Origin of the sequence: Halapricum salinum, assembly GCF_004799665.1 — an archaeon.
GTDB lineage: Archaea > Halobacteriota > Halobacteria > Halobacteriales > Haloarculaceae > Halapricum > Halapricum salinum.
The window spans coordinates 261,060-281,913 of the sequence record NZ_CP031310.1 but is presented as its reverse complement, the minus strand read 5'-3'; the positions used below and the strand labels follow the sequence as shown (position 1 = coordinate 281,913).

At 56.1% G+C, this 20,854-nt stretch carries 14 protein-coding genes and 1 tRNA gene; 12 read left to right on the top strand and 3 right to left on the bottom strand.

Annotated features, from left to right (window positions below):
• Positions 1 to 11 precede the first annotated feature (11 nt).
• The 4 genes from DV733_RS01330 to DV733_RS01315 all read left to right on the top strand — a co-directional run bounded on the left by DV733_RS01330 (position 12) and on the right by DV733_RS01315 (position 4,818).
• Positions 12 to 85 (top strand) — tRNA-Phe (locus DV733_RS01330).
• A gap of 244 nt (positions 86 to 329) precedes the next feature.
• Entirely contained in the window at positions 330 to 1,286 is a 957-nt protein-coding gene (locus DV733_RS01325; RefSeq protein WP_049993387.1) for a winged helix-turn-helix transcriptional regulator, read from the top strand.
• Complete coding sequence (locus DV733_RS01320; RefSeq protein WP_049993386.1) at positions 1,287 to 2,162, top strand: hypothetical protein; 876 nt, start codon at positions 1,287 to 1,289, stop codon at positions 2,160 to 2,162. It begins immediately after the preceding gene.
• Between the two features lie 382 nt (positions 2,163 to 2,544).
• Positions 2,545 to 4,818 (top strand): phospholipase D-like domain-containing protein, encoded by a 2,274-nt coding sequence (locus DV733_RS01315; protein WP_049993385.1) that lies wholly within the window; start codon positions 2,545 to 2,547, stop codon positions 4,816 to 4,818.
• A 34-nt stretch (positions 4,819 to 4,852) separates the two neighbouring features.
• Here the strand turns inward: DV733_RS01315 and DV733_RS01310 are convergent, their stop codons facing one another.
• Positions 4,853 to 5,968 (bottom strand): hypothetical protein, encoded by a 1,116-nt coding sequence (locus DV733_RS01310; RefSeq protein WP_049993384.1) that lies wholly within the window; start codon positions 5,966 to 5,968, stop codon positions 4,853 to 4,855.
• Positions 5,969 to 6,089: 121 nt separating this feature from the next.
• On the opposite strand from DV733_RS01310, the gene DV733_RS01305 reads away from it, so the two are divergent.
• Positions 6,090 to 6,848 (top strand): hypothetical protein, encoded by a 759-nt coding sequence (locus DV733_RS01305; protein WP_079979397.1) that lies wholly within the window; start codon positions 6,090 to 6,092, stop codon positions 6,846 to 6,848.
• 7 nt (positions 6,849 to 6,855) lie between these two features.
• Here DV733_RS01305 and DV733_RS01300 read toward each other — a convergent pair whose 3' ends face one another.
• A complete protein-coding gene (locus tag DV733_RS01300; RefSeq protein WP_136342258.1) occupies positions 6,856 to 7,542 on the bottom strand; it encodes a hypothetical protein in 687 nt (228 codons plus the stop codon).
• 182 nt (positions 7,543 to 7,724) lie between these two features.
• Between DV733_RS01300 and DV733_RS01295 the strand changes: the two genes are divergently transcribed.
• The 6 genes from DV733_RS01295 (at position 7,725) to DV733_RS01270 (ending at position 17,554) form a co-directional block, all read left to right on the top strand.
• The gene (locus tag DV733_RS01295) at positions 7,725 to 8,909 is read left to right on the top strand and encodes a DNA repair exonuclease (RefSeq protein ID WP_049993382.1); all 1,185 of its coding nucleotides are present in this window, start codon (positions 7,725 to 7,727) and stop codon (positions 8,907 to 8,909) included.
• On the top strand, positions 8,906 to 12,175 hold the full coding sequence (locus DV733_RS01290) for an AAA family ATPase (RefSeq protein ID WP_049993381.1): 3,270 nt from the start codon (positions 8,906 to 8,908) through the stop codon (positions 12,173 to 12,175). Before DV733_RS01295 ends, DV733_RS01290 begins: the two co-directional genes overlap by 4 nt.
• Positions 12,175 to 13,461, top strand: coding sequence for a DNA double-strand break repair nuclease NurA (locus DV733_RS01285; protein WP_049993380.1), 1,287 nt, complete (start codon positions 12,175 to 12,177; stop codon positions 13,459 to 13,461). Before DV733_RS01290 ends, DV733_RS01285 begins: the two co-directional genes overlap by 1 nt.
• Positions 13,461 to 15,341 (top strand): ATP-binding protein, encoded by a 1,881-nt coding sequence (locus DV733_RS01280; protein WP_049993379.1) that lies wholly within the window; start codon positions 13,461 to 13,463, stop codon positions 15,339 to 15,341. Before DV733_RS01285 ends, DV733_RS01280 begins: the two co-directional genes overlap by 1 nt.
• A gap of 61 nt (positions 15,342 to 15,402) precedes the next feature.
• Positions 15,403 to 15,615, top strand: a complete 213-nt coding sequence (locus tag DV733_RS17840) for a KTSC domain-containing protein (RefSeq protein ID WP_049993378.1) — start codon at positions 15,403 to 15,405, stop codon at positions 15,613 to 15,615.
• A gap of 52 nt (positions 15,616 to 15,667) precedes the next feature.
• A complete protein-coding gene (locus DV733_RS01270; protein WP_079979396.1) occupies positions 15,668 to 17,554 on the top strand; it encodes an ATP-dependent nuclease in 1,887 nt (628 codons plus the stop codon).
• A 183-nt stretch (positions 17,555 to 17,737) separates the two neighbouring features.
• On the opposite strand, the gene DV733_RS01265 is transcribed toward DV733_RS01270, so the two are convergent.
• Positions 17,738 to 18,535, bottom strand: coding sequence for a hypothetical protein (locus DV733_RS01265; protein WP_049993375.1), 798 nt, complete (start codon positions 18,533 to 18,535; stop codon positions 17,738 to 17,740).
• Positions 18,536 to 18,638: 103 nt separating this feature from the next.
• Between DV733_RS01265 and DV733_RS01260 the strand changes: the two genes are divergently transcribed.
• Positions 18,639 to 20,768 carry a DUF262 domain-containing protein gene (locus tag DV733_RS01260; RefSeq protein ID WP_049993374.1) on the top strand — a complete coding sequence of 710 codons (2,130 nt, stop codon included), beginning with the start codon at positions 18,639 to 18,641 and terminating at the stop codon, positions 20,766 to 20,768.
• Positions 20,769 to 20,854: the final 86 nt, after the last annotated feature.

The following is a 20,854-nucleotide window of genomic DNA, read 5'->3' as shown; positions in this document are numbered from 1 at the left end:
TTGGAGTGCGCGCCGCCTTAGCTCAGACTGGGAGAGCACTCGACTGAAGATCGAGCTGTCCCCCGTTCAAATCGGGGAGGCGGCATCATACTCACGGTTCAAATGCCCACGGAGCGGTGCGTGGGCGACCCCCTCAGATTTCCTCACGACCAATTCGTTAAACTCGACTCGGTACTCTTCGCGTCCCGCGCGGATTCTCGTCTGTGTTCCAACTGAGAAGAGGATGGAAGTCACAATCCTTCACCCGGGGGATTCCGACGGTATAGAGGCTGGTTGTAAACTAAAATGCGGAAACTCTTTTAACTGTTAAGACAATATAGTTTACAAGGATGCTTACGAAGGCCGGGCTCGCTATTCTAGACGTGCTAAGTTCCGGGGCGGACGCAACCGCACAAGAGCTGGCCGCAGAAACCGGGTATAGTCGCAAGCAGGTCTACCGCGTCGTTGACGACTTACTCGACAAAGGGGTACTGGACGAGTCCAGAGCGCAGCACAATCAGCGTGTCCTGCGCGCCTCTGATGATCCGATTGTCGAAGCGTACCGGGACCTGACATCGAACCTCGGGCACGTGGACTGGGCGGACCTCCTCTCACCGGCCACGATACAGGTCTGCTGGTACCTTGATGAACCACGCCGCATCACCACGATCGCTGACCGATTAGGAATTACGCGACAGGCTGTCCACAAGGCGTTATCCCCGTTGAAGAACCGAGCGATGCTCGCTCCCGCCGGCCCAGAGTACGCACTCGCCGACGACCTTCACCCCTTACTCGAATTCGCCAACACCGTCGTCAGGCATGGCCACCGCAACCGTGTTCGGCGACTCGCGCCCAGTGCCACAATTGCGTGGTATGACCCGAAACGCGCGCTCGTCCAAGTACAAACCTCCGAAGACACGGAGAAACTCCAGAACGCCGACGACTGGGATGTGACTGGGTTAGCGGAATTCCAGGCGTACGGCCTGCAGTTCTTCCTTGCAGGGGAACCCGCTTTCTGGTACGCGCCAGACGACGATCTCACTCTTGCAGACATCGTTTGCCATACGCTCGTCCTCAACACTGACTCCCGACGCGTGAGCTACGCGATGCTGCTCATCGAACAGGAACGAATCGAACAGGAAACACTCACCGAGACTGCGACCTGGTACGGTCTGGACTCAATGATACCCCGGATGTATCGTCTTATAGACGAAGGCACCGACGCCGCCGATGAGATGGAGGCGGGAAGTCCCTTGCCGGGGGCTCAAGAATACGCGGCGCTGAAAGACCAGTATGGAGTCGCATAAATGACCGTCTTTAGTGGCGAAGAGGCCATCAAGACGTTTCTTGCCGAATTTGACGAGTGGCTCTCAGAATCGGTGGACGTGTACCTCCTTGGCGGGTCTGCAATGACAGTTCGCGGGCTGAAAGACCAAACCGAAGATATCGACTTGGCCCTCGGCGTGCCAACCGAATTCGAACACGTCTACCACGCCCTTCGAGAACAAGGGTTTCAGGTGACGGGTGAGCCGACCGCTTCATTCGAAGGGGTTGGAAAAACGGTTGAGCTCCACCATCCCGACCGCGGGTTTCGGGTTGACTTGTTCGAACAACAGGTTGTCGGGAAAGTCTGGATCACAGAGAGCATGCACGACCGGGCGGACGAGTTCTGGACAGGGGAGTATGCAACGGCGTACGTGCTCGCTGATGAGGATTTGTTCTTGTTGAAGGCAGTGTCCGGCGGTGACTTAGGGGCTGGCAGACGGCGCGACATTGAGGATATGCGGACGTACGCGCAGCGTGGACTTGCCTACGAAGTGATCCTCAACGAGATTGAGGAACAGCGCCCGTTCAATACGGGGTCAATTGAAGCGACGCATATCCGTAATCAATCTCACCCGTTGTTTACTATCGAGGTGGCTGTACAGTCGCTTTCCGGGCTGCCATCCTCGTTTACGGATCGCGTGTCGGAGTTCGCAACCGAATTCGAGGTCGAGTATGGTATCTTGGAAGCGGTCGATGAGGGGCTCCGGAGTCCACGCGCGATCAGCGAACGTGTTCTTTCGAACGTCCGAGAGCTCTCCGTTGGCGACGAGGAGGCGGTGTCTGCTGGGATCGATCGTCTCGTCGAAAAGGAAATTCTTGACCGAGAAGGGGATACTGTTCACCCCTCGTCCAACTAACTCGGTGCTTTCGAATCCCTCAACGACGGCACTGGGATGAGGATGGCAAGCGTTCGGCAGTACGTCTCTGGGTACGTACTTGTGTACATCCATGTGTACGTCCACAAGTACGTGTGTACGTACATTCTGCCGAACGTTAGTACTCCCAGCGGAGATCCGATATCGAGGTACTGATAGCGATCATGGACGGAACGCGACCAGAACCAACCTACGTATTAACAATCCAATCCAGCGGTGTAGTGCCGTGGGATTTCCTCGTCTCCGGACGGGGGAATATGTCCGTCTCGTTCATCGCTGTCGAAGTGTCACCAAGTGTCGGCTACGTATATTCTACTACCGCCCTGCGGCACGGTTTTATTCGTTTCAGACTGCTGCCGTGTGTATGGACGAACTGACAGCGAATATCTCGTTCGACCGATTCGCAGATATGCCGGAATTCTACGGCTCCGGTGCTGCAGAATACCGTCTGGCGATGGTGAAAGAGCGCGCTGACTTTCTTGATCTGTTCGCAGGCGCTCGTCACGTGGATGCCGTGACGTACGCGGAAACGCCCGATCTGATGGTGAAGATGCTGACCGAGTACGACATTGGTTCACTGGACGTACTCATCGGGAACGCCGAAGACTACGCTGACCAGGTGAGCGAAGTATCGACAGCGAGGTCGCTCGTGCGACTGCGACAGGACGACCGACTCACGATTCGATTGAAGAACCGGAAGACAGTCCACTCGAAGATTTACCGAATCGTGATGCCGGACGACACGGTGAAGCTCGTCCAAGGGTCAGCGAACCTCTCACGGAACTCTTGGGAGTACCACACGAACCAGATCTCCGTCATTACGACCGATGTCGGGACCGAACTGGACGAGGAGTTCGAGCGGTTCATCGACGAGTACCGTGACGGGTACAGCGACCAGACACTCCTCGAAGGGCTTGTTGAAGCACTGGAGGAGGCCGATTCAGCGGAAGAGCGGGAGAACCGTATCGAGTACTGGGTTGGTGCGGGTGACCTTGACGTGAGCGACAATGCTGCCCTGAATCAGGACGCCGTCGAGGACCTGAAAGACGTCGCTGATCAGGTTACCGCCGTCGTTGACGACCCTGAGGAGGCCGAGGAGACAGTCGCGTTTGTCGAAGACCCTGAGAACGCCGACCGCAACGTCATCGAACCAGAGGACTCCTCGGACGAGGACGACTCACCCAATGCTCCGGACGAGGACGAGTCTCCGGATGTCGGACTCGTTGAGTCAGATCACGAGACGGGGTTGACGGATGGACTCGACCGGCCGCGGGTTCGTGCGCCCGACGAGAAGATACGGATGGGAACCAGCAAGGTGGACAAAGACACTGCCGACGAGTTCGGGGCCGGGCTCCGCGACCGTGGCGCGACCGTTGAGGACCACAGCATCACCGCGCCGCTGAGCGCGTACAACAACCAGGTCAAGGAATCGACGTCCATCCCGACGATGTCCGTCCTCCCAGAGGCAGAGCAAGTCGTGATCGGTGAGGACGACGAGATGATTCTCGTCGCCACCGACGAGCCGACCCCCGAAGTCCTGGATCATTGCCTCAAAACCATCGAAGACTACATCGAGACCGTCCAGAACCACGGTCACACGCAATCCGAGACCGCAGTGATGGCGCAGATGTACGAGGCGTTCCTCTACGGGTTCTGGGCCCCGTTCGCCAACCAGTACGCCGAGGCACTGTCGTCACCGTCACGGACGCTGGACAACGTCCTGCAGCACCTCTATATCGAAGGGAAGAGCGACGCGGGGAAGGACAAACTCACCGAGTACATCCTGCGACTCGTCTCCGACAACACGGTCATCTCCGGGGTAGACGCAGACGACGTCGGCGTCAAGGAAGTCCGCGGCGTCCGCGAGTGGGACACGTGCTTCCCCTACGCCATCATCGACGCGGAGAAAGAGAAGATCCAGCGATGGAGCCCGATCCGAAACTACTGGGGGGACTGGACGCCCACCAGCGTCGATCAGCCGTGCCTTATCTTCACGACCAACGACGCACTCCCAAAATCCGAGTTCCGAAACCGAATGAAAATCCTGAGCATGGACGTCTCCTTCCCCTCCAACCCGGAAGATCCAGGGTTCCGCATAGCACAAGAAGACCTGTCGGGCGTGCTGGAACGGCAAAACCCGATCTTCAGTTACGTGGCCCGCCGCATGCTCACCGAACAACCGTGGACAGACGGGAACGGCACGATCGAAGACGTCCGCCGGATTGTCCGCGAATTCTACAACGAAGCCGGTCGAGAGCAGCCCGAGTACTTCCCCGCCGATGAGCCAGCCGAGAAGACGTACGACACAGGGCGGTTGAAGTGGCAGCGCGACATTCAGGGCGGCCGTGTCACGTTCGAATCGGAGCCGAATGCCATCACAGCTGACTTCGACCGCGAAGAATACGAGGTGTACGACTACGAGAAACGTCTCCCCAAACGATTCATGTCCGAGAAATCCTCCACGAGCGTCTACATCGGCGCACCTGAAGAATTCGCAGAGTGGATCGGATACTCTGTCCCCGACCTGTTGAACGGGGCAGCCGAAACCGGCACGGACACCGAGCAGTCAGCCACCACGGAAAACGAGTCGGATACGGACGACTCCGGAGGATTCCTATCCCGGTTGTTCGGGGACTAGCTCCCTCAATTATCTGCCCGGCTTTCGTCGGAGACTACACGAACTCTATCGCCTGCTCGGTCAAGCGATAGCGATACGCTGGGTTGACAAACACGATCTGCCCGTAGTCTTCCGATTTCGTGACCTCTTCAGAGGACTCAATCGCTTCGACAGCCGTATTGAGTCGGTCCAATGGGTCACCGGACCGGAGAAAGTTGATGACTTGCTCGGGTTCGATACCGAACTCCGCTGCGAGGATACTTCGGATTGTCCGCCCAGCACCGTCAGCGACGGCGACAGACGGTGCTGACACCCGGGCCTGCGGGCCGTCCCGCTCTGCAGCGTCTTCAGAAAGCGCCGTAACCTGGAGTTCGTCGTCAATATGCGCGACCAGCGCGTCCAGATTCGCTTCCGCTTCCTCAGTCACCTGCCCGTTCACGATATCATCAAGCCGCTCGCTAATCGCAAAGACATCCGGTCCAGGGGGTGCGGTCTGGGCAAGCACTCCAGCATCGACAAGGTGATTCAGCACTGTTCGCGGCTGGTACTCAATATCGATATCAAGCGAGTCAAGCAGTTCCGTTCGCTTGATCCCACCTTTTTCGGGACCGATCCCCGCGTTGTAGAACGCTTTTGCGACGGTTACCTGATCGGCGACGCTGTGCGTGTTCCCCTTTCGTTCCCGGATATACTGCTCCAAACGGTCGAAATCAGCGTCGTCTTCCTCGTCAATCGTGAGCGCACCTCTGACTGTGTCTGGAAGTTCTGGACGCGGCGCATCACGGTGCCGCTGGGCTTTCTCCGACAGGCGGGTGTTATCGTAGAGCGCACGCGCGACGGGGAGCCCACGGAGATAATTGTACTCGTAGAGAATCTCCACACCGTATTCAGTCAGGCCGTAGAACTGACTGGGGAGATCGCGCGCGTCCTCATTCGGCGGGTACCGATAACAGTCGATGATATCGTCGTCACTGAGAACTTCCAACTGATCCCGGATTGCGGCCTTGTTCTTCGGCATCATGTACGCCAACTCATCGAGTGAGGGGAGATGCTCTGGGTGGCCAAGGATGAACTGCAGAATCAAGTGTCGCGTCTCCTGGGAGAGAAGGTCGTAGATTTGCCGCTGTTCTTCAAACGGGCCGCCACCCTCCGCGGCAGGCGCATCACTCATAGTCTCACCTGAGAGTACCTCGGCGACGCGAATAATACTTTGGGTCAACTGATGTGGTTAATCAGCGTATTAGCCATACTAGTTAGCAACCTATTTATTCACTCCCCAAGGAGCACACAGCATGGCTGACCCCGGCCCGCCTCCGGATGCAGCGGAGATCATGGAGAGCGTGAACGATGCGCTCCAGGGTCTCGAATTAGAACCGCACGAAACATCGGACATACTGGGGTTCGCCAACCGAGAACTTCCGCACCTCCACACTCCTGAAGACTCGTATTTTATCCTCGGCAGCTACCGCGACCCATATCTTCGACGGCTCCGCATCGTCCAGAACGAACTGGACAAGCGCCTTGGTACGTACCCGTTCCTGATGGCCGATCTTTCCGAGTTGGATATCGACCGGCTCCCCATCTTCCGTATCCGATTCACTCTCCTCGCCGCGCATGCTGATACCATCGTCGCTGTGTATGAACAGGATGCTGGGGGCGAAGTCACCGAACTCGGGAAAATCAGTACGACACCATACTTCGATAAATCATACGTGCTGCCGCGGGACTACGCGTGGATGACCGAACAGAACCTCGACACGGAAGCAGATGTCATCGCGGCTGCCGCGACGATCTACTTCAGCGACGATCTTGACGAAGCGGCTACCAAAGAAGAGCTGGACTCGCTCATCGCCACAGCGAACAAGAACGATATTAGCCTCACAACGCCCGATGTCATTGACCGATTAGAGAATCGAGAGGACAGCGAACTGGCACCTGTCTCATACAGCTGGGTTCACCTCAACGAGTTCCGTCTTTTCGAACTTCACGACCAGTGCTTCGCCTGGTCAAGTCCAGATGACCTACGCGATGTCGTAAATGAAGTTCCGTAATACTGGATCACTGATGGTCAAGGTATAGGAACGGGTCGTCCCATTCTTCCTCCTGGTCTGCGGCCAGTACTTGGTTCAGCGTTTCTACCATCCCGTCCACATCCATCTCATCGAACTGATCTCTGAGCTCCGTGGCGAGCGTTCGCCACTCCGCACCGTGGATTTTGTTCCATTCTGGCGGGACGAGGATGTCGGCGAACATGTGTCCGTAGTCCTCATAGTGATGATCACATAGCGGCGCGAGATTCTCCAGCTCTCTGGAGCCACCGTATCGAGGTGAAACCATTCGGACAACATACGACGCCTCCTCACCGCAGGTCAAGCATCGACCTTCCGTCTTCTCCATCGCATCCTCACGCTGTTTGGCCGTCACCTGCTTGATTTCATCCTTGGGTGTGGGACAATACCCACGCGCTCGAATATGTTGTTCCCGACCGATAGACGGGTATTCACCGCACTCTGGACAACGCTTCTGTCCACCGTTGCGCCACGATTTACAGTTCGGCCACGAAGCTTTCCCCTCGTCACCGGCATCAAGCGCCTCTGGGGTCAATTCCGCGCCACACTCGCACGTATACGGCTCAGGCTCAATACGTCTGAGTCCATGCGATTCTGCATTAGCGAGTACGAATACCAGATGCGGTTTCCGATTGTGGTGGTGCTCTCCCTCTTCAAAATACGTCGTGACATACATATTCGATTCTGTTTCAACCCCCGGACAAAGACGTACTGGAACAATTCTCGTCCCTCAGATCAGAAAGAGAAGCGGCACCGGTACCGTCCGTTCTATGTCAGATTCAGCAACTCTTTACTTTCACCTTGGTTGCCATACGTTATTGTACCCTCCGCTGTCAGGTTACAGTAATTCGGATACCAATGACCAAGATCCTCCATCTAAGTGATACGCATCTCGGAAATCGACAATACGGAAGCGACACTCGCAGGGACGACTTCACACGCGCTTTCGAGGCCGCCATTGACCAAGCACTCGAAGAGAACGTCGATGCAGTCATTCATACAGGCGATCTGTTCCATCGCCGAACGCCGTCACTCCCTATCGTCACAGACTGTATCGAGATCCTCAGAGAACTCGCTGATGAGGATATCCCGTTCTACGGGATTGTCGGGAACCACGACCGGAAAATGGATCAACAGTGGCTCGATCTCATCCGCGAGACAGGAACTGCACAGCGTCTTGACCAGACACCGACGATGGTGAACGATGACGTCGCCCTCTACGGGATCGACGCCGTCACCAAACCCGCCTGGCACGCAGCAGACTTCACACTCGAAGAGCCACCGAACCCTGACGCATTCCGATTGCTGGGCATGCACCAACTCTTCGAGCCACTTGTGCCCGAGTTCTACGCAGACCACGACCTGACCGAGGTTCTTGAACGGGTGGGTATCGACATTGACGCGCTCGCGCTCGGGGACTACCACAAGACTGAGAGCCGCATCGTCGATGACGTTCCAGCGTGGTATGCCGGGTCAACCGAGCGCTGTGCGACAGACGAAATCGAACCCCGAACCGTCTCCCTCCTCGAAATTGAAGACGGAGATCTTGAACGACGGGAACTCGAAATCGACACCCGGGAGTTCGAGTCGATCCGTATCGAATTCGATGACAATGATAGTCACGGGTACGCCCGCGATGAACTTGACCGGCATCAGCTTGATGGCAAAGTCGCCATTGTGACGCTCACTGGTGAGCGGACACCCGTCACATCAAGCGACGTGTACGACATAGCGATAGACAAGGGTGCGGCGGTCTGCAAGGTGGATGACAGTCGCGGCCGCAGACAACTCGATCTGGATGGTGGGCCGCAAGGAGACATCCAGAGCGCCGATAAACTCATCGAGGAGAAGCTTGCCGACCAGAATCTGAGTGACATCGCTACTGATGTCGAAGCACGAGTTCGGACAGACGACGATCTCGCACAGACAGCTATCGACGACACCATGGAAGCACTGATCAAGGACGCCCAAGCGGACGCCTTCGACGAGCGTGACACTAAGCCCGATCTCGATGAGGCGGACACGGAGGTGAGCGAAGAATGAAGATCAAGGCACTTACGCTGCAGAATATCCGGAGTTACGAGGATCAAACAGTCGAATTCCCCGATGGAACTATCCTCATTCGAGGCGACAACGGTGCCGGGAAAACCTCCCTCTTGATGGGGATCTTCGGCGGGCTGTTCCTCTCGAAGATTCGGAACGTCGGAACGAACGATTTCAATCTCGATGATTTAGTCCGGCGCGGTGAAGACAAGGGTGTCGTAGAACTGGTCTTCGAGATTGACGGGACAGAGTTCACGGTGACCTGGGAGTTGTACACGACGAGTACCCAGAACAGTGCGACGTTGGACTCCGAGTCGTTCTCGGATCCAGTAACCGGTATCGAAGACGTCCGGGAAGAGGTGATTGGGTTACTTGGGATGGATGAAGACGACTTCTCCAGCTCTGTCTACGTCAAGCAAGGCGAAATCGACCGTCTCATCGAAGCAGGTGATCGCGCGGAGATGATCGACAGCCTCCTCGGATTAGATGAACTTGACGAGCACATCGAACGGATGAAGGCGGCACGCCGCGGTGCCGGTCGCGTCCAAGACCAGAACAAAACGAGTCGGGAGAACTACCAAGAGGACCTCGATAACATCGGAAAAACGGAATCTGAGTACGAAGACGAGATCCACTCGCTCACCGACGACATCGCCAACCTGGAAGCAGACATCGAGGAAATCGAGGAGTTCATTGACGAGCTGAAAAACCACCGAACCAGCATCAAGAGCGACATCGAGGACCACGAAGACCTGCGGGAACGCAAGGACGAGAAGCAAGAACGGATCAAGGAGACAAGATCGAAGCGGGCTGATCAACAGTCCAACATCGACAAGAGTGAGACCACCATCGAGGAGGCACAGGACGAGATCGGCACGCTCGAAAGTGACATCGAAGCCCTCGATACAGAGGTCGAGTACGACCTGAATTCTGAAGAGAGCGCAGCGGACGCGAACGAGGCCGTGCAGGAATCCTTCTTAGAGGCGACAACGGAACGCAACGATTGCGAGAACGACCTTCAGAACGCCCAGCAAGAACTGGACCGCCTCGAAGACGACCTCTCTGAGGCCAAGACCGAGCGTGAGGATCTCATAGAGAAGCGTGACGACCTGCAGTCGGATTTCGACGACGCTACTGACCGTCTCACCGACGCGGAAGCAGAACGCGAATCGCTCACGGCTGAGCGGAACGAGAGCGTGGCTGCGTTCCTCCCCGCGGTTGCTGATGGGGACGAGGTCACAGATGACCACGAGGAGGCGGTCGAGGCGCGGCTTGCAGAGCTCCGCGACGAGCGAGAAGACGTAACCGCGACCAAGCGGGAAGTCACGACGAAGCGCAACCGTGCCGAAGAGGACCTCGAAACAGCGCGTGCGGAACTGGAGACGGCAACTGATGACTTCGAGGAAGCAGAGTCCGACCTCGGAACGGTGCAGTCCGAACTGGCAACTGCTGAAGATGATCTTACGGCTGCCGAAGCGGAGTTCGAAGGACGTGTCGAGACGCTCGCGGACCAAGCCTCCGAGTTCGATGTGGAGGTCACAGCTGAGAACTTAGACGAGCTTCGTGACACGGTGGTCCCGGAACTCATTGAGGACACCAATGCGGACCTGAACGACATCGGGAACGCCATCGCTGAACATCGAAACGACAAGCAGCGTTACGAAGAGGACCTCGCGGAGATCAAGGAACTCGGTGAGCAGGATAAGTGCCCGAAGTGTGGGAAGACTGTTGAGGACGCACACATCGAGAGTGAGGTTGAGGAGTTGGAAGCTTCGATTGCCGCTGTACAGGAGGCTGTGGAAGACTCCCAAAAGACTGAGGCGGGCCTGCAGTCACGGAAAGATGAGTTGCAGGCGTTCCGTGAGGGCTTGCTGGACACGATCACCTATCGTGACGAGACGCTGGCAACGGTACGAGACGAGGTGGAATCCCTTCGTGACGACGCGGACGAGCTGCAGTCCCGTATTGAGGAGTTGGAGGACACTATCCAGGACCACGAATCCACTATCGCAGACTTAGAGGCAAACATCGATGACCTCGAAGAGCAGGAAGGAAGGCTCGATGCGGAACTCTCTGAGGTCAACGACGCCATCGAGACTGGGGAAGATGTCTTAGACGCGTTCGAGCAGGTGGCTGACCAGCAAGAAACGGTGGCCAATCTCGAAGACGAGATTAGCGATATCGAGAGAGACATCGAGGACATCAACGACGATCTCGCGGACGTTGAAGAGGAAATCGAGGGACTGGAAGACGATATTGAAGAACAGGAGACTGTCGTTGGCGACTGTGAGGCCGCGCTTGAAGCTGCCGAGGAGCGCGTCGAAGACGTCGAAGCTGTTCAGGAAACCGTTGAAGACGCGGTTGGGAAGTACGATACGATCAGGGAGTTACGGACGACGATTGAGCAAGAACAGCAAGCCATCCAGCACGCTCGTGATCGGATTGACGACCTGAACGGTCAGATCGCTCGCCTCCAAGACGAAAAGGAAGACATCGAGGAGCAACTCGGCGACGAAGACGTCGAAGACCTGCGTGAGGACCTGGAGCGCGTCAACACTCGGATTGAGCAGCGCCAGGAGACGCGTGACGAGTACCAACAGGACCTACAGGAGACACGTGACGAGCGCACACGGCTCGAAGCGGAGCTTGAATCATTGCGTGAGACGAAGGCGCAGATCGAACTGTATGAGGACAAAGAGCAGTGGGCAAAGGAGGTTTACGACGAACTTGATGCGGTCATCTCGGTCTACGAAAGCACGAAATCCGATCTCCGCGAGCAGTACCTCGCCTACATCAACGAGTACACGAACGACATCTTCAAAGAGATATACAAGAACAGTAGCTACCAGCAGGTCATCATCGAGGAGACGTACGACGACCGGCGAGACAGCTACGAGTACGACATTCGGCTGCTCCGTGACGACGGGACAACCGAAGACCCGAGCAACGCGAGCGGCGGCGAGCGCGCAATCGTGAACCTCGCGCTACGCGCCGGGATCTACAAACTCATCGCCGAACTGCACGGTGGGAACCGCGGGCAACTCCCACCGTTCATTCTTGACGAGCCGACGACGTTTCTGGACGAAGGACACGTCGGGCAACTCGAACAAATGCTGACGACCATCAAGGAGTGGGATGTCCCGCAGATCATCGTTGTCTCCCACGATGAAGCCCTCATCCACGGGGCCGATCACGAATGCCACGTGACCATCGACGAGTCGGACAACACGAGTCAGATCACGATGCGTACCGCGGGGGCTGATTGATGGACACGAACGCACTCAGCATCGTCGAAGACATCTTCGACCACATCGACACGAACATTCCGCGCGATGTCACCCCACAAGCCAACTACGCCCGCCGGCTCTTCGAGCACCTCTCACAGGACGGTGGACGCGTCACCACACTCGGTGACCCGACCTACCAGAAGACGCGGATCGACGAACTCGGCACGTGGACCGGCGACCCGTGGGGGACACCGACCTATGGGCTCGATGCCAGCACCACTCGCCCGTTGGAGTTCAACAACGGACTCATCGTGGACACCGCGTACGCCAAGCTCGGCGTCGCCGGCGCTGACACCGATAAGCGAATCGAGGAGACCGGCACTGTCGAAACGGTCGTGTACCTCGCAGACAGCGAAAGCACGCTCCACGCCGAACAGTTCGAAGCCGATCGCGTCACCGGCGAAGTCGTGCAGTTCCCACCGACAGATCGCTCTGCGACTCTCTCAAAGTCAGTTGCCAGCGCCGCGCAAGGCCTTGCAGAGAGTACTCACGCCGCGACTCACGTTGACGATCTTGATGGCTTACTGTTCATCGACGGTGCAGTCTACCCGCTTGGCATCCTCTACTGGGTTCTTCTTGACCAAGTCGGCCGCACTACACCCGCCGGCGCATGGAACAAGCCCGACGAGATCATTCGGAACTATATCGACGTCATCGACACCCAGTACGAACACGGGTATCCAGTCATCGGCGTCGTGAAGACCTCCACGATCAGTCAACTCCTCGATGCCCTGGACGCGAAACTCGCCGCGAATCACGTGACGAACGACCACGGTGGGCAGCTCGATGTCCCGTGGACACGCGACCATCAGTTCGTCGCCGAAGTGTTACGCGACGACAGCCTCGAACACCTCACGTACACGTCATGGTTTGTCCACAAGCAAGCCCCTGTTGACGGCCAATCGTTCGAACTCCTAGAACCGTACAGCGACAACCTATCACACGGAGACCCCGAAGACTACCGACGAGCGTTCTTCTACGTCCGACTCCCGAAAACCGGTGACGTACTCCGCGTGGAAACACCGCGGCTCATGATCAACGACGAACAGACCCGCAACCAGATCCAGTACAAAGTCCTGAAAGAGATTGCGCAGACCCAGGACGTCCCACAGGCCGTCGGGCGCGCCGACCGGATCGCCCGGATCAGCCGTGACAACCGGGACACAATCCGGGACTTCCTCACGACCGCCGACTACGCCCACGACTACAACTGGGACGGCCGCTGGAACGACATCGAACAAGCACCCGACACCCAACTCCAATAATGAGCGACAACACAGACGACATCCTCGACCGCGATCCCGTCAGTAACGACGAATCAACGAGTGCCGACACCGGCACCGACGAACCCACCGATAACGAGACGGACACTACAGACAGGGAGACGGACGATCAGACCACCGTCCCAGAAACGACGGTTCCGAACTCGCTGACTGACGCCGACGAGGACGAACTCGGACACGTCGTTGCCAGTGAAGAAATCCACGTCACGCGTAGCGAGTATACCGTCAACGCGTTCGTGAAAACCGACTGCCGTGATGACGTCCGCGTCGGCGATTACGTCCAAATCCCATACCCTGGGTCAGACCCAACCGAGCAAGCTGACGAACTGTTCGCCGTCGTCGATGGGCTCCGATACGAACCCTACACGGAACTCGACGACAAATCGGACACCCACAACCGGATCGCGTCAGTCCACGCCCTCGACGAGACAGAGTTCGTCCTCGTCGCCGAACTCGAACCCATCGCCATCATCTCCTCAACCGATGACGGACTCGAACGCAGCATCGTCAACAAAATCCCGAAACCCAACACGCCTGTCGCGTTCTCCCTTGACGAGGAGTATCTCCGCACCGGCCTCAACATCCCACAAGACGGTGTGTTCGCCGGCTACCTCTCCGTTGGCGGTGACCGCATGACCGTTGACGGCGACCCGCTCCCCTACTTCATCAACAACCCCGGCATCGACCCCGTTACTGAGGAAATAGAATCTGGCGAACCCGCGATCTTCCGGCACACTCTCGTTGCCGGCTCCACCGGGAAGGGCAAGACACACTTCACGAAGAACCTACTCCGACAGTTCGCCACGGACAAGCGGTACCCGATAGAGAACCACCAGACCGGCGACACCGAACACAGCCGCCTCAACCTCGTCATCCTCGATCCCGAAAACGAGTACTCCGAAATGCGGAACGGCAACCCCGAACTTCGTGACGAGGACGAACTCGTTCAGCGACTCGAACGGCAAGGTATCGAGGTTGGCGGTATCGATAACTTCGAGACATTCATCCCGGACATCGGGAACACCAACGCACCGACAACCGGAGAAAGCCGGAACCTGACGATCCCGTTCTCCCTCGTTGAACACCGCCCGCAACTCCTCATGCCGTACACACCGACGGAAGTCACACGCGGAGCCCTCGAAAACTGTATCCAAGCCTACTTTGACGATACTGATGCGCCGACGTACGACAACTTCCTCCAGTACCTCCGCACTAACGAGGATTCAGAGAGTCCTCTTCGTCAGCGGTACAATATCGAGGACGGTACGTGGAGCGCAATCATGCGTCGCGTCACCGACGCCGCCTACCGCGACGTCTTCGACCACGGCACAAACCCCCTCCCCGACGTGTCAAACGCCGTGTTCCGCGAAGGCCAAGTCACTGTCATCCCAACCAGTCACCTCCACGGGGCAAAAGAAGAACTCACCGTCCTCTCCATCCTTTCCTACATCATCGACAACAAAATCGACGACTACAACGTCGATCCCAACGTCAAAGACACTCCACTCCTCGTCGCCGTTGACGAAGCCCACAACTACGTCTCCGACCCCAACACTCTCCGGGAACAATACATCGTCAACCGCGCTCGTGACGCCGTCAAACAAGGCCGCAAAGACAAACTCGGCCTCTTCATGATCACCCAAAACCCCGAAGACATCGACGGTGACATCCTCAAACAAACCAACACCAACATCTTCCTCGGTCTCCGCGAAGAAGTCATCACCAAAGTCCCCTCTATCCCCCGCGGCTACGAACAAGACCTCCAAAAATACGGCAAAGGCCAAGCCGTCATCAAAGCCCCAGACGTCGAAGCCGTCGAAGTCAAAGGACTCCCCTACTGCCTCACCCAACACAGCAACTGAGGCTAGACGAATCGTCATTTAATGGATAGAACTAAATGACTATTCTGCCACATAATGCAGTATGAATCGGGTCCCCGTCTCCTCAAGTAACCTCAGCAGTGTAGGGTACGACGAGTCGAATCAGGTTCTAGAGATTGAGTTCCACGGTGGAAGAGTCTACCAGTATTTTGATGTCCCCCAGCGCATTCACCAGGAACTCATGAACGCCGGTTCGCACGGGAAATACTTCCATCGGAATATCGAAGATAAATACCGATACGATCAGGTCAAATAATGCGTGTCAATTTAGTCCGTAGCCAAGATTTTCGAATCGAGAGGGCGGAGCTGTGAGTGATGGACGGACTCACGTTTCACGACTCTCGGTTGAGAACATCGGGAAATTTGAGGACTTAACACTCCAGCTAACCCCGTTCACACTCTTAGTGGGCCCTAACGACGCCGGAAAAACCACTCTCTTGGAGGCATTACAGACTGTATGCGATCATTCGAGTCTAGACATTAAGCAGATCCGGCGTGATGTGACACGAGACACCGGAAGAGCACCCGACGCCTCAATCGAGGCGATCATTGAAAACCCGCCGGACGATCTGGCAGATCGTGCCAATCTTGAGGAGGGCGATGCTGCAGGGCTGAAGATCGAATGGGAAGTGACTGGGGATTCAGAAGAGGATGTTTATCTGGAGTCTCCAGACCACTATCTCCGAGAGCGGGTTCCGGAAGATGAACGGCTCCACGAATGGGATTATTATGCGGATGGCGAAAAGGAGATTTTGGAGGATTACGATATTGAGCCAGGAAGCAACGCTGATGAGCGGGAAGAACAGTTTGAAGAATTGAAGGCTGAGATCCTCGAAAATCCCGAAGACACCTGTCTTGATTGGATCTCTTGCGGAACCAGAGAATTCGGTCGTTTAGCTCCAGCCAGTGAGCAAATCGATACCGAGGATGTAGACAGTCCAATCAAGTTACTCTCAAAACTACTCCGTCAAGAAACCAAATCGTTCCTCTATGCCGAGGATGAGGATGGTGAAAAAACGGGAGTTGACGAGCTTGTCGAAATTGAAGAACAGGCGACGGATGCGCTTAACGAACGACTCGAAAGCCTTTCCGACAGGATGGAGCGATACCTCCCCGGTCTGGACCAGATCACAGTAGATCCTGATTGGAGTTTTGTCAACGGGGCAGATCTCTCCAATATCGTGCTTCGCCGAGATGGTGAACAGATTCCGCTTCAAGAACTGGGTGGCGGAACTAATGCCCGTTCGGCCCTCTCGATGCTTGAATGGAGCGCAGAGGCCAACGAAGGAAAAGAATCCGTCATCCGGACGATGGACGAACCGGACCATCGCCTCCATTTTGACGTCCAACGGAGGCTGATCAATCTTCTCCGGAGCGACATCTCAGATGAAGATAGTTATCTCTCCCAGTGTATCGTCTCGACTCATAGTTTGATTATGGTCGATGGGACTCCCTTACACGAAGTAGTATATCTCCCTGAAGAAGTGGATACCAACGACGAGCGAGCGCCGCTAGTTTCAAAGGACGAAGCAGAGGCTGAGGATTTCATGGGCAACATCATGGCAGGCCTGGGTCTTTCTGCTAGCTGGGTCTATCTTGAACGGGCGATGATTGTCGTAGAGGGAGCAACTGAACACAAATATATCGAAGAATTATACCACCAAGTCACCGGTAGCACCCTCGTAGAGGATGGCGTTCAAGTCTGGGATAGTCAGGGGTGTGGCCATATCGTAAAAACCCTTGAGCGCCTTCAGGACAGTGGGCGAGCACGAACGTTCGTTATCCTGGATTCCGACGCGAAAGAGCGGACCTATTCTGAGGATACTCTTGAAGACCATCTTGAAGATATGTATGAAGTCGGAGGTTCGGAGCCAGAACTCGTCTGGATCGGTGACAAGGAACTTGAAGACACGTGGGAGAAGGACGACTTAGCCCGACTCGCTGAAGAACATTGGCCACGTGCGGATGGCAATGACTGGGATGAAGTCCATTTCCAGTCAGTAGACGAGGCGGAAAAACCGAGTGGAAAAATCGTTGACACCATTCAAACTGGTTGCGCGCGGAATCTCCAAGACTGTCCCAGTGTGACTAAACCGAACATAGGGCTTAAGATGGGGAGATTAGATGACGTGGAACACCCATCCAAGATTGTCGATATTATGGAACATATTCATGAATACTGTAGCCAGAACTGAGAGAGAAGCATAGGTTGTCTCGTCAGCCGTAATACTTCGTGCTATTGTCGATCCAGTCTGTGAGCAAAATCCCACCACAGCATGTCGTCCGGCTTGTTCGTCTGTGAGCGTCACCTCCGCTGCGTAATCTAGGTGCGGAGTTCTGCAGCCGCGGTGATCGGCAACGGTGTCGTATAATGCCTCTTAGAAGATCGCATCGGCATCACTCTCTGTCCAGTTCGTATCGTAGCTTGAGAACACTGCGGCGTCGAAGACACAGGGGAGCACATCGGCTGTTGCACAGCCGTCTTGAACGATGTCCATGATGAAGTGGTAATACTCCGGCGTGCTGAGTCCTGACCCGGAAATGTGGTAGGGAAGATCGAAGTTCTTGTTCAGCCATTTCGTGATACGAGAGTCGAGTGGAATCTCGAACCTCGTTAGACCGAGAATCTGGAGGACGTTCCGCGCTTGCTTCGATCCCACTCTGTGGAGTCCATCACCAGCGAGTCGTTCGGACAGGTAAGTCGCTGCTTCACGCTCCGTCCCCGGATCACCGGCTTTCGGCTCTCGCGTTCGTGCCTCCCGTAACAGCTCCAGTTCACTCCACAGTTCGTCCCACCCGCCAGAGTCCAGACGTTCGAGATTCGTCTCACAGGCGTCACCGATGTTGTTGTAGTACCGAATCCCTCCGTGTTCTTCGAGCGTCTCAGAAACGAATCCGCTGACGTCATCGACATCCCGACACTGATCGAGACTCACCGTCTGAATTTTGTTCTTCAGAAATTTGGAGACGTGACTGTCCGGTCCCGAGCGCTGCTGGGAGGTGAGTAGTGCTGCGAGATGCGCATCCCAGAACTGATCCGGAGTGATTTCGATATCGGCTTTGGACACGTTCTGTTCCCGTCGTTTCTGCACAAATGGATCGTCTTCTTGGTTGGCGATTATCTCAAGAACGTTGCCTATCTCCTCGTCCGAGAACGTCCATTCGACCTGAGCCATATGTATCCGTCATATGCACTGCCGAAAACTCTGTTGAGGATGTTTCAACTCCAGTAGCGTGATTCCCACAGGAACTTTCTGCCTTCTCTGAGCAATCAGGTGTATGGAATCGGGAAAGAAATCGTTAGAAGAACTGACGACAGCAGGGGTGTTCCACGTTCCGGAATATCAGCGGTACTACTCGTGGACCGAGCCGGAGTGGGACGACCTGTGGACTGACCTCTACACGCTACCGCCGGACAAACAGCACTACTTCGGGACGATCATCATCCAGAAGACGGACGAAACGGAAAGCGGCGGGAGTACTGGTGGATACGGCTCGTCCAGAGAGAAACCGATCAACCTCCTTATCGATGGCCAACAGCGCCTCACCTCACTTGCACTGCTGGTGCGCTCAATGACGGAGTGTCTAGAAGAGATCGCACCGGAGACGGATCACGAGGCCGAGATACTCGGTGACGTCGAAGAGATGCGCGAGACGCTTCTCATTGAGGACAACATCTACCAGCTCCAATTACTTGACGAGGAGGACAACAAGTATCTCGAATGGCTGCTTACCGGGCACGACGTTCACGAACCGGAGCGCCCGTCCCAGCGGAAGATGATCGAGGCGAAGGAATACTTCGACGAGCAACTCGATGCTCTCACTGCGTCCCCTGATGTTAATCCAGTAGACGTCGCCACCGAACTCAAACAGCTCTGGGAGACCATCCTCGAACTCGAACTGATGGTGTACGTCGTTGACGCAGCCAACCCGGAGAAGGCGACACTCATCTTCGACAGCGTCAACGACCGCGGCCGGTCACTCTCAACGTTCGACAAGACGAAGTCCTTCCTGATGCGGATGGCCTACCTCGCTGCTGACAACGAAGGTGAGGCCCAAGCCACCATTCGCCGCATCCGGCAGTCCTTCGGAGAGATGTACAACGATCACCAGACAATGCTGGAGTCACCGTACGTCACCGACATCAGCGACGATGCGGTCCAGCGGTACCACTTCATCTCATACTTCGACTGGTCGAACTCCGACGAGTACAGCGATCCCGCATTCCTCACCGAACTGAAAGAACACGTCCGCACGCTTCGAAGGGAAGACCCTCAAGCGTGCTTGGAATACATCCGCGACTACACCAACAGCTTGGAGCGCGGGTTCAACGCGTTAGCGAAAGTACTCGACCGTACTGGCGACGACGACATCTCGACGCTTGTCCAGCGGATACATCGCCTGCGTCATGCGACGAAGTTCTACCCATTGCTCCTCAAAGCCTGGCCGACCCTCGATGAGGACGGAAGACAGGAGCTCCTGAACGCCATTGAGACGTACATCTTCCGCGTCTACTCCATTGGCAACCATCGAAGCCACACTGGTGAATCCAGCCTCTACGTCCGCACTCGGAACCTCAGCAAGGACAGCCCTGCCGATGTCTGGGTAAGCAAAGTCGTCTCCCTGATGAATCGATACGAGGACGACTCCCAGTTCCGACGGTCCTTGTCCGCTGCAGACCTCTACTCGAAAGCAAGCTCACAGGATCTCCGGTACCTCTTCTACTTCTACAACGCACACCGAGCTGACGAGAAGGGTGAACGTGGGGGACCAACGCTCTCGGAAGCAATGAGCAACGAATACACAGTCGAACACATCTGGCCACAGAGCCCTGACGAACTCCCGATCCAGGATGCCGACGACTATCCAAGTCCCGAAGCTCGGTACGACGCATATATTCACCGCCTCGGGAACCTCACGTTGGCAAGCAGATCGTGGAACTCGAAATGGGGGAACGCTGCGTTCGAGACAAAGCGCGACGAAGGGTACGTAAAGTCGAAGCTCTGGGTTCAGTGGGACATCCAGGACAACTACGACGAGTGGTCCGTCGAAAATATCGAGGACCGTGAGGAGGCGATAATCGAGTTCGTTCTCGAAGAATGGGAGACCCCTGAGACACGTCTTGGCGGCGTTGAAGAGCCTGCAGACGCCATTGACCAGCTGACGGCGGAGGAACAGTTCGTCCTCAAGGCACTCCGACAGAACACCGGCGGCGCGGTTCGTCGTGTCATCCACGGGGATGTGTGCGAACTTCCCGATTCACCGTTCAAAGAACCAAATTCGAACGGTACAGAGCGAAACGAGGTAGGTTCGATTCTGAGTCGCCTCCAAAACGTTGGTCTCGCTGAGCAGAACAAGCATACCTGGTCGCCCACCGACGAGGCGCTTACCGTGGAAGTTCCTACCTAACGTTCGGTTTCTGCGAGCCGTCTAAACCTCGCAGTCCGAGTTTTCCTTGTGCCTGTAATCGATGTGATGGATTATCACGCGTGTCG